Annotated in this window: 11 protein-coding genes; 5 read left to right on the top strand and 6 right to left on the bottom strand. The window is 50.0% G+C overall.

The genetic code is table 11. The annotated features are described in order from the left end of the window. Window positions 1-284: 284 nt before the first annotated feature. Both GON22_RS23595 and GON22_RS23590 read right to left on the bottom strand, forming a co-directional pair. Window positions 285-935 carry a cupin domain-containing protein gene (locus GON22_RS23595; protein WP_160398550.1) on the bottom strand — a complete coding sequence of 217 codons (651 nt, stop codon included), beginning with the start codon at window positions 933-935 and terminating at the stop codon, window positions 285-287. A 348-nt stretch (window positions 936-1,283) separates the two neighbouring features. Beyond that, entirely contained in the window at window positions 1,284-2,639 is a 1,356-nt protein-coding gene (locus GON22_RS23590) for an arsenic transporter (RefSeq protein WP_160398548.1), read from the bottom strand. Window positions 2,640-3,079: 440 nt separating this feature from the next. Here GON22_RS23590 and GON22_RS23585 point away from each other — a divergent pair, with 440 nt between their 5' ends. Continuing rightward, entirely contained in the window at window positions 3,080-3,409 is a 330-nt protein-coding gene (locus tag GON22_RS23585) for a hypothetical protein (RefSeq protein ID WP_160398547.1), read from the top strand. Between the two features lie 159 nt (window positions 3,410-3,568). Here the strand turns inward: GON22_RS23585 and GON22_RS23580 are convergent, their stop codons facing one another. Both GON22_RS23580 and GON22_RS23575 read right to left on the bottom strand, forming a co-directional pair. Further along, window positions 3,569-3,958, bottom strand: a complete 390-nt coding sequence (locus GON22_RS23580) for a hypothetical protein (RefSeq protein ID WP_160398546.1) — start codon at window positions 3,956-3,958, stop codon at window positions 3,569-3,571. 371 nt (window positions 3,959-4,329) lie between these two features. Further along, window positions 4,330-5,400, bottom strand: a complete 1,071-nt coding sequence (locus tag GON22_RS23575; RefSeq protein ID WP_160398545.1) for a branched-chain amino acid aminotransferase — start codon at window positions 5,398-5,400, stop codon at window positions 4,330-4,332. 145 nt (window positions 5,401-5,545) lie between these two features. Here GON22_RS23575 and GON22_RS23570 point away from each other — a divergent pair, with 145 nt between their 5' ends. Further along, window positions 5,546-6,448 (top strand): LysR family transcriptional regulator, encoded by a 903-nt coding sequence (locus GON22_RS23570; RefSeq protein ID WP_160398544.1) that lies wholly within the window; start codon window positions 5,546-5,548, stop codon window positions 6,446-6,448. 91 nt (window positions 6,449-6,539) lie between these two features. Here GON22_RS23570 and GON22_RS23565 read toward each other — a convergent pair whose 3' ends face one another. Further along, window positions 6,540-8,723 carry a transglycosylase domain-containing protein gene (locus tag GON22_RS23565; protein WP_160398543.1) on the bottom strand — a complete coding sequence of 728 codons (2,184 nt, stop codon included), beginning with the start codon at window positions 8,721-8,723 and terminating at the stop codon, window positions 6,540-6,542. Between the two features lie 355 nt (window positions 8,724-9,078). On the opposite strand from GON22_RS23565, the gene GON22_RS23560 reads away from it, so the two are divergent. The 3 genes from GON22_RS23560 (at window position 9,079) to speB (ending at window position 11,515) form a co-directional block, all read left to right on the top strand. Continuing rightward, a complete protein-coding gene (locus GON22_RS23560; protein WP_160398542.1) occupies window positions 9,079-9,687 on the top strand; it encodes a hypothetical protein in 609 nt (202 codons plus the stop codon). 115 nt (window positions 9,688-9,802) lie between these two features. Next, the gene (speE, locus tag GON22_RS23555; RefSeq protein ID WP_160398541.1) at window positions 9,803-10,630 is read left to right on the top strand and encodes a polyamine aminopropyltransferase; all 828 of its coding nucleotides are present in this window, start codon (window positions 9,803-9,805) and stop codon (window positions 10,628-10,630) included. A gap of 15 nt (window positions 10,631-10,645) precedes the next feature. Next, window positions 10,646-11,515 (top strand): agmatinase, encoded by an 870-nt coding sequence (gene speB, locus GON22_RS23550; RefSeq protein WP_160398540.1) that lies wholly within the window; start codon window positions 10,646-10,648, stop codon window positions 11,513-11,515. 67 nt (window positions 11,516-11,582) lie between these two features. Here speB and GON22_RS23545 read toward each other — a convergent pair whose 3' ends face one another. Continuing rightward, entirely contained in the window at window positions 11,583-13,952 is a 2,370-nt protein-coding gene (locus tag GON22_RS23545; RefSeq protein WP_160398539.1) for a transglutaminase domain-containing protein, read from the bottom strand. Window positions 13,953-14,040: the final 88 nt, after the last annotated feature.

Below are 14,040 nucleotides of genomic sequence, written 5' to 3'. Positions count from 1 at the left end.
GAATAGTTGATAATGAAGTAGAATTTTTCATGAGACCGCCTCGTTTCGGATGTTTGTAGGGGTACAAACACATTACCGAATGAGCGGTCTTTTTGCTACCTTTTTTTGGCTAATCAACAGCCCTACAAAATGTACAATGGGACGGGAGAGTTGGAGGGGGCGAGCTTATGAAATACAATGACACCAGTAGCTGGGTGCACCGAGCGGCTCCTATTGTACGAACTGCAATGCCGCCAGGGCCTAGCCCCGCCGAGTGGCTCCGTTGCATTGCTCAGAGGGGCCGACTATTTGCGCTTTATATTGACCATCGGAGGGGGCACGTGGGCGCCGTTCATTCCGATTAAGCTCCTGATGCTGCTGTTGTGTCGAGAGTTTCCGCTAGCCGGAGGGCCGACGAATACCGTGTCCTTGACTGCCTTAATCGGTGCTAGTGCGGTGGCGATTTGCTCAGGGTCTATATTGTAGGCGAGCTTAAACACTTCCGGCGGTGTAGTTTGCAGGAAGTTCGAGACTTCGGCGTTTTCCACTTGGCTACTGTTGAAAAATAGATGCATATGTGTACGGTCCGACACAGGCGTAATCCAATGCAGCCACCCCATCGGGATAAATACGACTTGGCCAGGGCCTGCTGGATTGTTCATAAGCTGCGCTGTGTCTGGATTCAAAATCGATACGACCACATGGCCCTCGATGACAACGTCAAGCTCCCAAGCATTCGGATGCCAATGCGGCTCGCGAATGTGGCCTTTGGTCATGAATAGGTCGGCTACCGAGCCTCCGACCATCGCTGGAATTTGGGTCGCCGACACTTCATATGCGAAATTCGTATCGTTGACTTTAAATAAGACGTTGTCTTTCATCGTATAAGACAGATTGGGATTTCCCGAACTCTTCTTCAGATTAAGATTGTCAGGCACAAAACCGGCTCCGGTCACCATATCACTTCCTCTGGGCGTCGTTATTGCTGTAACCTATGTTAGCTGCGCCTTGGAGGTGTATGTCCGGCATCGAGCGGTTTCCTGTGTGCGGTGGCCGCTGGGGTATAAATCTTGAATGGCTATCCAACAATGGGGGAAAGAGTGCAATCGAGACGGCCAAAGGGCGGGGCATGTTTCCATCCGGGGCATAAGCGGAGGCGAACAAGCATAAAGAGGCGCTGATACCTTAGTTACGGTACCAACGCCCGTACGCTTTATGACAGGATCACATACATTATCGTGTGTAAAACGATACTTTTCTTGTACGGCCGTCTGCCCGGATGGCCGTATTTTCTTTTGCTGCAATTAGAACAGCCATTTTACCCAGTACGATAACAAGATCAGTGTGAAAATGACCGTGACTGGGATAACGAGAATGGTGACCTTCAAATAGTCGTTCCATGTGATTTTTACTTTTCCTTTCCTAAGAATGTGCATCCACAGCAAGGTTGCAAGCGTGCCGATTGGGAGCAACAGAGAGCCGATGTCGCTGCCGATGACGCTGGCGAGGTAAGAGATTTTGAGCGTGATCGGGTCGAGCCCCATATTCGTTAACGTCAGCGTGCCGACCATGAGTGCAGGGTGATTATTAAATAAGTTAGACAACAGGGATACGGCGACACCCATTCCGATGCTTGCTTCGAGCAGTCCGCCAGTAACGAAAGGCTTCAGCCAATTGATGAGCATGTCCGTCAGTCCGATATTGTGGAGGCCGTAGATAATGATATACATGCTGAAGGCGAAGATAAGAATGTGCCAAGGCGTTTTTTTGACCATATCGACTGGCGGAATTTTGAGGAAAATCCATCGCCAAGCGAGCAAACATACCGAGCCGATAATCGCCATAAGCGGAACTGGAAAGTGGATATACGATGCGACGAATAGGCTAATGCGAACTGCAAGCACGAACAAAATGATGTTGCGCATGAAAGCGCGGCTGCGTTTTTCAGTAGGGGCTTCATCTTGTGCGTACTTCAGCGGATGATGGCCTGGCAGCGGGGAATAAGGGCGAGCGCCTGCGGGCACTGTTTTGAGCCGTTTTGGAAGGAGTGGATAGAAGACAGCGAACAGCAGAAGGGACATGAGAGCCAATCCGATCGAAGCGGGTATAAACATCATCGCCGTGTGCATATACAGGTCCATGTGCACGATTTTGAGCGCGATCAGGTTGACGATATTGCTCACGCCAATCGGTGCGCTGGAAGCCGTTGCAATAAGGGCGCCGGAGATGAGATAGGGCAGCTTTTGATGGTTTTTGAGCCCCAAATTGTTAAGGATCATGAGAAGGATCGGAGTCGTGATTAAGATGCTGCCGTCGTTGTTGACGAATAGCGTCATGAGAAAACAGAGCAGATTCGTGTACCAAAATAACCGAATGCCTGAGTTGCCGGCTCGCTCCGTGAGTTTCTCGGCTACCCAATGGAAGAAACCGAAGCTTTCGAGCACAATGGCCATTACAATGGTTGCCATAATCGTAATCGCAGCCCCGCCGATCGTCTCCGTAATTGTGAACAGGTCGGATAAGGAAACACTGCCGCTTAGCAAGACGAAGAATGCACCGATGGTTGCAGGGATGGCTTCATTGACACTCGAACGCCAAAAGATGAACGACACGGTAAAAATAAATGACAGAATGGTCAGCCATACTGAAAGATCATGCATATCGATCACTACCTCTTTTCAGATATTGAATAATTTCCTCCTTTGATTTAAGAGGTTTGCAGCGGTTGTCCACTTTAATGCAAACACCCTTCCCGAATCGTAAAGCTGCTGTGGCTGCTATCCTCCTTTCTAGCAGTAGGAATCTATTAGCTGTACTGTATGTATACGTATCGGACAGATGGCGCGTACTACGCTATATCCCTATTTCTATTAAGTCCCGCTGGTATCTGTTCGAGACAATTGCCGATACGAACGTCTATCCTATCGTGATGAACACCCGCATGAGCGCTTGCGAATGTATGGGGTCAAAGCTGGCCCTATAGCTCGATGGGGAACGAACGGCGCTGTGTCGTTGCCTTCTTCTGAAAAATTATTGTTTTGAAGGATTACGAATTTCTTGCATGAATACATTAACGAGGAGATTCGTGGGGGGAATGAGTATGAAAATAATAACTTTATGCGGCTCTACAAAGTTCAAAGAACAATTCGAACAAGCTAATGCATCTCTTACACTTCAAGGGAATATTGTCATCAGCCTCGCCTTCTTTGAGCAAAGTGAAGGGTTTGAAATAACTGAGAAACAAGCTGAACTGCTAGGAGATCTTCATTTTAAAAAAATCGATATTTCGGATGAAATATTCGTGATTGATGTGAATGGTTACATTGGAAGCAGTACAAAAAGAGAGATTGAATATGCCAAAGAAAAAGGAAAAGCAATTCGTTACTACTCAAAATGCCGCAGCTTTGAATACAAGCTAAATCGTTGCTGAAACGCACTTCAGGAGTGCTCTAAGCTTATAGAAAAAGCCAACCCATAGTCATATCCCGGGCTGGCTTAATCATGATAAAGTGCCTCTTCAAGTCTCCCCGGCTTAAGGGCCACTCTTCCTATCGAGCTTAACTAACTTTTAAAGACGACTTTATAATCCTTAAATCGTTCGCGCCATTTCCGAGAAGGTGTATAATCCACGCACGCCGCTAGATACAATGGTGATGTGAGGATCGTCTTCGCTTGGTGCAGTGACTACGAATTGCATGGATGAGGTGAACAGAACGTAATCGTCACCGATAAATTTTTTAAAAGCGTCGTGAGTCTTCTTTGAAGCAAAAACATCAAGATCAACTAAATCAAGCTCTTCCATCGTTTCGCGTTTCACGAACGTGCCCCCGAAGACAACCCCTATGCCTCCGTATGAAGAAATATCGCCATCAGTCAAAATGACCAGCGTATCTCCTTTCTGCTTAACAGTAAGGTTCATATCATTTTTGGTGAATACGGCGCTTTTTCCATCCTTTGACCGCTTAGCTGTGCCATTCATGTCACCAAGATGACCTCCATTGACGGAGCTTAACTCGAAAGTAAGGCCGGCGGCTTATTGCCCAGTTGATTCCATGTTCCGACTAAATTAGCGCTAGCACGCTCATCGGTGTTTTTGCCCGTTTCCGTGCTCGATTGTTTCCCCGAATCCCTGCTTTAGTCTCCGTTCCCCCATCAGAGGAGCAAGCGGACAATAGCAGCATCAAGCAAGCTAGCATAACAAATCCGTAATTTCGTACTTGAAACATAAAGCAGCCCCTATCTATGTATGGTTGGCAACATCATGCAAAAAACCTCCCGCAAGGCTATGCCAAGATAGCTGTGCGAGAGGTTTTAGTGCAACTGGTTTATTTGCTCAAAAAAGCCGGAGGCTTAAACTTCAACGACCCAACCGAACGGATCAGGCAGCTCCGTACGTTGAATGCCTGTGATCGTATCGTATACACGGCTGGATAGCTCGCCAGTTTTGTTGCCGTTGATTGGGAGCTTCTCGTCTTGGTAATGAAGCTCGCCGATTGGCGAGATAACGGCTGCGGTTCCTGTGCCGAAAGCTTCTTCGAGCGTACCATTGCGGTGCGCTTCAACCAGCTCGTCGATCGACAGCTCGCGCTCTTCGACTGGAATGTTCCATGAGCGGAGCAACTGCAGGACGGATTTGCGCGTGATGCCTTCCAGAATGCTGCCGTTCAGTGCTGGCGTAACGACCGTGCCATTGATTTTGAAGAAGACGTTCATGCTGCCGACTTCCTCGATATATTTGCGGTGCACGCCGTCCAGCCATAGCACTTGGGAGTAACCCAATGCCGCTGCGCCTTCTTGGGCTTTGAGGCTCGCAGCGTAGTTGCCGGCCGTCTTCGCGTTGCCGACGCCGCCTTTAACTGCACGGACATATTCGGATTCGACGTGAATTGGCACCGGATTCAGCCCTTCGCTATAATAAGCGCCAACTGGGCACAGAATGATCATGAACTTATATTGGGTTGATGGCGAAACGCCCAACTGCGGCTCCGTTGCGATAACATATGGACGGATGTACAGCGACGTGCCGGGAGCGGATGGAACCCATTCGCGGTCGACGTCAATTAAGGCGCAGAGCGCTTCGAATGCAATTTCCGGATCGATGGCAGGGATGCTAAGGCGATCATTGGAACGGTTGAGGCGCTTCCAGTTTTCGTCTGGACGGAACAACACGACGCGGTTATCATCCGTGCGGTAAGCTTTCAAGCCTTCAAAAATCGTTTGGCCATAGTGGAACACTTTAGCAGCCGGATCAAGCGAAATATTGCCGTAAGGCACGACGCGCGGGCTATGCCAGCCTTGTCCTGCATCGTAATCCATAATAAACATATGGTCGGAGTAGTACTTGCCGAATACGAGATTGTTTTCGTCTGGACGCGGCTTAGGATTGGTCGTTTTTGTAACCGAGATCGTTGGTTTGGACACCTTGGATACAGCCCCTTATTATCAAATAGTAAATTCATTTTGAAATTGTTAATTGCATCGTATCACTGTCTTATATATATTGAAAATATCTGTTTTATTGAATCAGCATACCTTTTGGGTATGGCAAGGGAAGGGGGAATGGCAGATGGATATTCGACAGCTGCGGTATTTTTTGGCTATCGCCGATGCAGGGCAAATTACGCGCGCCGCCAAGGCGCTGAACATGGAACAACCGCCGCTCAGCAGGCAGCTGAAGCAGATGGAGCGTGAGCTTGGCGTAACGTTATTTGACCGCAGCGGCAAGCAGCTCATGCTTACGCATGCTGGCGAGTTGCTGCGGGAGCGGGCCGAAGGGCTGCTTCGCCAATTTCATGAAACGCTGCAGGAAGTGAAAGAGGTCGAGGAAGGCGTGCAAGGGCTGCTTTCCATCGGCGCTGTCGTCTCTTGCGTCTCTTTGCTGCCACGCGCGATCGAACGGTTTCGGGAGAAGTATCCCCAAGTGGCGTTCAAAATAAGCGAGGGCGATCATTTCCAGCTCGGGGATGCCCTTGCGAAGCGCAGCATTGAGCTTGTTGTCGCGCGTTTGCCGTTTGAGTTTGCCATCGAATCGCCGTATGAGCATGATGTGCTGCGTTTGCCCTCAGATCCGTTTGTAGCCGTTATTCCGAGCAAATGGAGCCCAGCGGACAAGGAGTCATCCATCTCGCTCGCGGAGCTTGCGGCTCATCCATTCCTGACGCTAAAGACAGACCAAACGACGGGGATGCATGAGCAAGTGATGAATGAATTCCGCCGCAGTGGCTTGGCTCCTAACATTATATGCGAATGCTCCAGCGTCGCGATTATTTTATCCCTTGTGGCGGCGGGGTTGGGTGCGACGGTGCTGCCGAAGTCGGTCGTTGCGATGTCGCCTATTGATGCAATTCGTATGCTGGAGATCGAGCAGGCGGATTTCCAGTCCGAGGTAGGGATCGTATGGCTGAAGGACCGGTACTTGTCGAAGAGCGCGCGGCATTTCATTGAGCAATATACGAGCGGCGGATATTGAGGCAGCTTATTCACATCATATATGGACAAAAAGGGCTTTAGCAGCAAACCGCGCGTACGCGCCATTCGCTGCTAAAGCCCTTTGTTCTATTCTAGTTCGTCCACCAGCGCTTCAAATCGTTCCACCACGATTTGCGCTGCTGCTCCTGGCGATCTCCGGTGCCATCTCCAGCCTTCGTGGCGTTCTGCGCGCTGCCGTCGCAGGTTTCAAGCGGCTGCGTGCCGGCGATGAACGTCTCCAGCCGTTTGCCATCCTCGCATCCAGCACCGGCAAGCTTGCCGGATTTGGGATCGATGTAGGCGCTGACGACGCCTTCGGGCATCGGGAAAATCTTTGGCGGCACAGTAGCCAGCGCGCCTTCAGTGAAGGATGCGAAGATCGGCGCCGCCCGATGCGCCTCAGTCGTTGTGAGCTGGCGGCCTTTGTCGTAGCCCACCCATACGGCCGTCGCCAGCTCCGGCGTGTAGCCGACAAGCCAAGCGTCGGATGATGTCGTGCCCGTCTTGCCGGCGACTGGACGATTGATCGTTGCCGATACGCGATGGCCGGTGCCGCCTGTGTCGAAGACGCTCTCCATCAGGCTGGTTATCACGTAGGCATGTGCCGCATCCACGACCTGCTCGGATTCGTGCTTCGCTTCATATAATACGTCGCCCTCGCGGTCTTCAATCCGCAGCACGGCAATCGGCTTCACGCGTACGCCGCTGTTCGCGAATGTGCCGAAAGCAGAAGCCATCTCGAATGGGCTGACGGGGAAGGTACCGAGCGCAAGTGATGGTACCGGCTTCATTGTGCTATCGATGCCCAGCTTGCGCGCCATTGCGATCACGTTGTCGGCTCCGACTTGCATAATCGTATTTACGGCATAAATATTGTCTGAACTCGCAATCGCTTGCCTCATATCGATAAAGTCATTGATGTACTTGTCATTATAGTTATGCGGCTGGTAGGTTAGGCGGCCGTCATCATAGGTGAACGTCGTCGGTTCGCTTTTGAAACGGGTGAGCGGCGTCATGCCATTTTGCTGCAATGCGGCCATATACAACACCGGCTTAAAGGATGAGCCAGGCTGCCTCGTTGTAGCGAATACGCGATTGTATTGGTTGTTCGGATAATCCCTGCCGCCGACCATTGCTTTGACGTAGCCGTTTCGCGGATCGATCGCAATGAGCGCAGCCTGCTGTTCGGAATCGCTCGGAATTCCGTCGGCAACGGCTTTCTCAGCAGCGCGTTGAGCCTCGGGGTCTAGGGTCGTAAAGATGCGGATGCCGCCTTCCGTTAGCAGCCGTTCGTCAAACCCAAGTTCGCCAACGACGAAGGAACGGATGTAGTCGCGGAAATAGGGTGCGAAGCCATCACCGCGAGACTCCTCCAGCGGTTTGAATGGCAAGAGCTCTGCGTAGGCTGCGTCTGCCTGTGCTTGTGTGATTGAACCGCCGGTTGCCATCGCATCGAGGATCGTGAGCTGCCGGTCCTTCGCATTTTTCATATTATTGTATGGCGAGTAATACTTCGGCCCTTTCGGAATGCCGGCGAGCAGTGCGCTCTCAGCGAGATCTAATTCCGAAGCGTGTTTGCCAAAATACTGCATGGCTGCAGCTTCGATGCCATAGGCGCCATGCCCATAATAAATCTGGTTCAAATACATGTTGAGGATTTCATCTTTGGAGTAGTGCATCTCTAGCTGCGTTGTATAGATGGCTTCCTTCAACTTTCGTTTCCATGTCCGCTCGTGGGTCAAATACAGATTGCGCGCAAGCTGCTGCGTTAACGTGCTTGCGCCTTGTTTGGTCGAGAGATTCTCGACATTGACGACCACTGCGCGCGCCATGCCTTTGAGATCGAACCCGCCATGGTCGTAGAACCTTCGGTCCTCTATAGCGAGCGTGGCTTGTACGACGAACGGAGAGATTTGGTTCAAAGGCACGGAGCTGCGGTTCTGGTTCGTATGAAAAGTATCGATAACGTTCCCTTGCAAATCGAGCATCTGGGACGTTTGTGTTATTGAAGAAACAGGGAGCGATTGCACGCGCAGATAGAGCAGGCTTCCTGCAATCATAACGATAAACAAGCCGGCGGCTACGCCTGCTAGCTTAGCTCGGCGCATCCACTTCGCCCGCCCGCTAAGCCGAGGCCACAGCCGCTCCGCAATGAGCGGGAATATCGGCGGCCTGCGCCGTTTTGCAGCACGTGCCTTCGCCTTTGCCGACAAGGGCCGTGCAGTCTTGCTGCTGGCTGAACGGCCGCTTATGCGGTGAAACCAACCTTTTATCATGGAGCAACTTCCTCTCGGGGATCGAACTAGCTTATCCCTTAGTATGGAAAAAGGAAGGGGTGGTTATTCACTTGATTGGGCCAAATGGGGGTGTTTCAAAAATCTAAAATTTAATCCAACGACAGGAAATTAGAGCTAGAAGAGGGGTGAAATAGTTCGATAATCCCAATAAATTTATTGGAAAAAAATATAATATTATGTTTGTGAAAACGTTTGTGCAGATATGCTCAACTGTTCCAGCATATACGAGCCCTTACGGCAATGGATGTAATGAAAGCCACTGGAACTGGTTAATGCCGAGCGGGCATTGGCGCATTAATGTCAGAAACACATGACTATAGGAGCGTGATCAATAATGAAAGCAAAGAAGTGGATGGCAGCCGCATTAATCGGATTATCAGTCATATCTCTATGCCTGAACATATTCACTGTAAATCGTATGTACCAGTTAAAAGGGAACTATGAGGATCATAGTGGCAATTTGGCTGTATTTGGGCTTCAGAAAGGGCTGGTCGATGGAAGAGGGAGCTTGCAACAGATTGTAGAGTCGGAAGGCATTCAACGCGATGCGGTGCTTGTGCGACTAAATGATGCGATCCAAAGCAACAGGGATGCAGAGTTCTACCTTCGTAGCGCCTATCCTGAGCTCATGAACACGGAACTAAGTGACTATGTATATGCGGGCAGCTTCTTCCAAGCCGTGGGTCAGTATATAAAGGAGGATATATTATTCCCTATGCAGGCCGATCCGCAGCAATGGAAGATTGCACATATTCAAGGGCAGGTCGAACCTGTGGTCGAACTATTGGCCGCATTGGATAAGGGCATAGATGAAGAACGATTCGTGAAGCTGTCTTCCGAGGACGCTAAAGCGGCATGGAGGGCGCAAGTCGAGCAGTTGCGGGGTAAATACCCTGATTTGCCGGTGTTCCGGTATTACGACCTGTTTGACCCTAGCCATTAACGACCCTCTTTTCATCCCGCGGCAACCCGTAAAGGTTGATTTTCCACTCCGTTAAATTATAATACAGAAAGAACCATTGCCCCCGAGGGAATCCAATGAAAGAAGGGATAAAAACATGGAGTTGTGGTACACAGAGAAGCAGACCGAATCGTACGGCATCACGGCCAAAATCAAAGAAACGTACGTAAGCGAGCAGACTGACTTCCAGAAACTCGATATGATCGAAACCGAAGAGTTCGGCACGATGCTCGTGCTCGACGGGATGGTCATGACGACGGACAAAGACGAGTTCGTTTACCACGAAATGGTTGCCCATCCGGCGTTGTTCACGCACCCGAACCCAGAGAACGTGCTCGTTGTCGGCGGCGGCGACGGCGGCGTAATTCGTGAAGTGCTGAAGCACCCGAGCGTTAAGAAAGCGGTGCTCGTCGAGATCGACGGCAAAGTGATCGAATACTCCAAACAATACTTGCCTAACATCGCTGGCGGCTTGGACGATGCTCGCGTTGATGTCATCGTGAACGACGGCTTCATGCATATCCACGACCATAAGAATACGTACGACGTAATTATGGTTGACTCCACGGAGCCGGTGGGGCCTGCGGTAAACCTGTTTACGCGCGGTTTCTACCAAGGCATTTACGAAGCGCTTAAGGACGACGGCATCTTCGTTGCGCAGACGGACAACCCTTGGTTCAAAGCAGACCTGATCGAGAGCGTGAATCGCGACGTGAAGGAAGTGTTCCCAATCGTCCGGGTTTATTGGGCGAACGTACCGACATATCCGTCTGGCCTGTGGACGTTCACGATGGGCAGCAAGAAGCATGACCCGTTGGCTGTCGACGAGTCCGCGATTCCAGAGCTAGACACCAAATACTATTCCCCGCGCCTTCATAAAGCAGCGTTCGCGCTTCCGAAGTTCGTGGAAAACCTCGTGAAATAAGGAGCGCTATCAACTATGAAAATCGATCAAAAATATTCCGGCAACGTCTTCATTCTTAGCTCGGAGGACTATGCTGCATCCAAAGCGGTCATTTATGGCATGCCAATGGACTTTACGGTATCATTCCGTCCTGGCTCGCGTTTTGGCCCTCCGCGCATTCGCGAGGTGTCGATCGGCCTGGAAGAATACAGCCCTTATCTTGACCGCAGCCTTGAAGATATCGAGTACTTCGATGCTGGCGACCTGCTGTTGCCTTTCGGCAACGCGGCCCGTTCGCTCGAAATTATCGGCGAGCATGTGCGTGGCATTTTGGAAGACGGCAAGCTGCCTGTAGGTTTGGGTGGGGAGCATCTCGTATCGTGGCCGATTTTCCAAGAGGTGTATAAGAAATACCCTGATCTGGCGATCATCCACTTCGATGCGCACGCTGACTTGCGTGAAAGCTACGAAGGCGAGCCGCTGTCGCACTCGACGCCGCTTCGCAAAGCTGCTGGCCTGATGGGCGGCAAGAACATTTACCAATTCGGTATTCGTTCCGGCTCCCGCGAAGAGTGGCAGTATGCGCGCGAGAACATCAATTTCCATCCGTTTGAGGTGCTGGAGCCTCTGAAAAAGGTGCTCCCAGAGCTTGAAGGCCGCCCTGTTTACCTGACGATCGACATCGACGTGCTGGACCCATCCTGCGCGCCTGGTACGGGTACAGCAGAAGCGGGCGGCATTACGAGCAAAGAACTGCTTGAAGCGGTTCATGCAATCGCGCGCTCAGGTGTGAACGTTGTTGGCTGTGACCTCGTAGAGGTAGCTCCAGCTTACGATCCGACAGAGCAAACGCAAATCGTGGCTGCGAAAGTTATCCGCGAAATGCTGCTCGGCTTTATTAAGTAATTGTCAATATGAGCTTGTTTACAAAGAGGGAGCGACACGGATTGCCGTGTCGCTCCCTCTTCTTTAATTAATAGCTCTTTAGAATATAAGAAGGTGCAGGGGGCAAGTAATTATCCAGTGTTTCCTTGCTTGCCAAAGTCCAGGTTCCGTTTTTGCCGCGAACTGCTGTATACACGATGTATGTGCCGTCCGGCAAGCGATAAGCGTGAGTAGCGGATATAGTGCCGTTCTTCATATGGCCTGACGGCAAATAAGGAATGTAATTGCCGTATTTGCCGTGACTGTTCCAGAACTCTTTCCATACCAGATTGCTGATTGCATTATTATCGGCATCGGTTAACCGGAAGTAGTATTCCTTCAGCCCTTCTGGCGTTGGGCGCGGCACATAAAAAGTATGGTTAGTCGAGAAGGCTAGCGGATTCGGGTCAAAATATTGGCGAGTGAACTTGTAAGATAATTGGTCGCCTCTGTACTGCGCTGCATCCCAAGTCGTATCAAGTACAATCCATTTGCCGCCGACATAAGCTTGGTTCCAAGCATGCGCATACCATGAAGACGTAAGATCTTTCAGAACCATCTCCCATGTGCCTCCGTAAGGGACAGCATACCCGGAGACCACTTGGGTTGGAATGCCAACGGAACGGCCAAGTGCAGCAGTTAGGTTGGCATAGCCTGCACATATTGCTATGCCGCTTCGCATAACACTGAGCGCATCTTGCGGTGCGGCATTATCAACAGCCAACGATTTATAGTCATATCGGATATTATTCGCAACCCAATCATGGATCGCTAGCAGCTTGTCTTTATCGGTGGAGCTGCCTTCCGTAATTTTGCGTGCCAGAGCGGCGATGTCCTTATGGTCGGATTGGATAAAGCTTTCGGGCTTTATGTTATCAGATGCTTTCGGCTTCTCGTATGCTGCAACGTCAAAACGGATAGGCGATTTTTCGATCTGGGCAGTTGCTGTAAAGGTTTGGTATTTGGAATCGGTTGACATATGGAATGCGAATTGTTCTTCTCTGGCTTCTGTCGGGCTAATGTATACATAACTTTTTCTAGTATCCGGGAATTTAAGGGCTAGGTAGCTGCGTAGATCATCATAATTCGATCGGTTTTGCAGTGTTGGCGCACTAATCTTGATTGCGATTGCCTTGCCCGGATTCTCCCGCGCTGTCTCTGCCGCTTTGGCAATTTCATTGAAGCTTGCGGCGGTAACGTTGGACGTGAATTTGAATTTCGGATCGAAATCTTTACTCGTTAGGGAACGAATGACGTCCCGGATATCCGAATAGTTGCTAGCAGCATTGCCCTTCAGCTTGAGTGTGCGCAGCTGTGTTAGGTATTGCAAAGGTTTTAAGCTCTTGGCCTGATTATCGGTTAGATTTAATTCGATCAATTGTGGCATATATTCGATTCCGCTAAGATCCTGTATTTTTCGTTTGGATGCATCGAGTGAATGAATAATGCTAATGTCACCGACGGTTATCGTGCCCTCGGGTTTGCCTATTGCCTCACGGATTGCTGCTTCAAGCCCAGAGTCGGCAAAATGTACAGGTTGGGCGAGGTCAGACGCTCCTAATGCGAAATCTTTTTTTGTCAGCTTCGAGGACATTGGATAGATTGGAAGGAATGTTGTGACCGGATTGAGCTCAATGTCGAGCGATAATAGATTTGGAAATTCAGCTATAACGGATACGTCTGTGATGGCATTGAATTCAAGATCGATCGCATACACTTCATGCTTGAATTTTAGCTTGCTCAGAGGCTTAATATCGGCAATCTTGTTCCCAGAAAGGTATAGGAATCGAATCGGCAGCCCCGCAAGCGGTGAAAGATCTTCGATTTTTTCGTTATATCGTGCTTCGAATGAATTTAGCTTGGCCATATTCGAGACGACAGAGATATCTTGAATATGATTGTATGTAAGGTCTAGGCTCGTGAGATTTTTTAACGGTTTAAGGAAGGAAATATCAGTTAGCTCACAGTTCGTTAGATATAGGCTCGTAAGTTGAGTCAACTTGGGTACAATGGCGCTTATGCTAGCTGGGTTAACGTACGAGAGACCAAGGTTTTTAAGCCCCTTCACTTTCGTTAGCGGGGTTAGGTCCGTTATTGGATTTTCGAGAATATAGACATCAGTCAGGTACGGGAGCTGCTCGATGCCAGCGAGGCTTTTAATCCCTTTATTGCTATAGATGTACAAATATTGTACGTTGGCGACATCGCTTTTACGGATCGGTCCGCTAGTTTTGTAAATTTTGTCGCGAATGGCCTGTTCCAAGTTTTTGTCGGCAAACGTGATGACAGCATTGTCGGCCTTAGAGGCTGCATAGGACGTATGCACATCGCTGTTCGGGTACAGCGGAGTAACCGTAGCCGCATAGGATAAAGCGATTGACAAGGCGAGTACCCGCAGCAGTTTGTGGCGTGGCTTCATTTATGGACAACTCCTTAGGCAAATATCTCTAGTTTATAGGAAAAAAGTTCTAATTATTTATGTCGACAGAATGAGTGTGAAAGTAAAG

The organism is Paenibacillus sp. MMS18-CY102 (genome assembly GCF_009789195.1).
Lineage (GTDB): Bacteria > Bacillota > Bacilli > Paenibacillales > Paenibacillaceae > Paenibacillus_T.
The sequence above is the reverse complement of the archived record's forward strand: the minus strand, read 5'-3'. Positions and strand labels throughout refer to the sequence as shown.

Excerpts from the sequence above, each read along its gene's own strand:
- GON22_RS23590 (WP_160398548.1), bottom strand. The coding sequence starts at position 2,639 with ATGCATGATCTTTCAGTATGGCTGACCATTCTGTCATTTATTTTTACC.
- GON22_RS23585 (WP_160398547.1), top strand. The coding sequence starts at position 3,080 with ATGAAAATAATAACTTTATGCGGCTCTACAAAGTTCAAAGAACAATTC.
- GON22_RS23580 (WP_160398546.1), bottom strand. The coding sequence starts at position 3,958 with ATGAATGGCACAGCTAAGCGGTCAAAGGATGGAAAAAGCGCCGTATTC.
- GON22_RS23570 (WP_160398544.1), top strand. The coding sequence starts at position 5,546 with ATGGATATTCGACAGCTGCGGTATTTTTTGGCTATCGCCGATGCAGGG.
- GON22_RS23565 (WP_160398543.1), bottom strand. The coding sequence starts at position 8,723 with ATGATAAAAGGTTGGTTTCACCGCATAAGCGGCCGTTCAGCCAGCAGC.
- GON22_RS23560 (WP_160398542.1), top strand. The coding sequence starts at position 9,079 with ATGAAAGCAAAGAAGTGGATGGCAGCCGCATTAATCGGATTATCAGTC.
- speE (WP_160398541.1), top strand. The coding sequence starts at position 9,803 with ATGGAGTTGTGGTACACAGAGAAGCAGACCGAATCGTACGGCATCACG.
- speB (WP_160398540.1), top strand. The coding sequence starts at position 10,646 with ATGAAAATCGATCAAAAATATTCCGGCAACGTCTTCATTCTTAGCTCG.
- GON22_RS23545 (WP_160398539.1), bottom strand. The coding sequence starts at position 13,952 with ATGAAGCCACGCCACAAACTGCTGCGGGTACTCGCCTTGTCAATCGCT.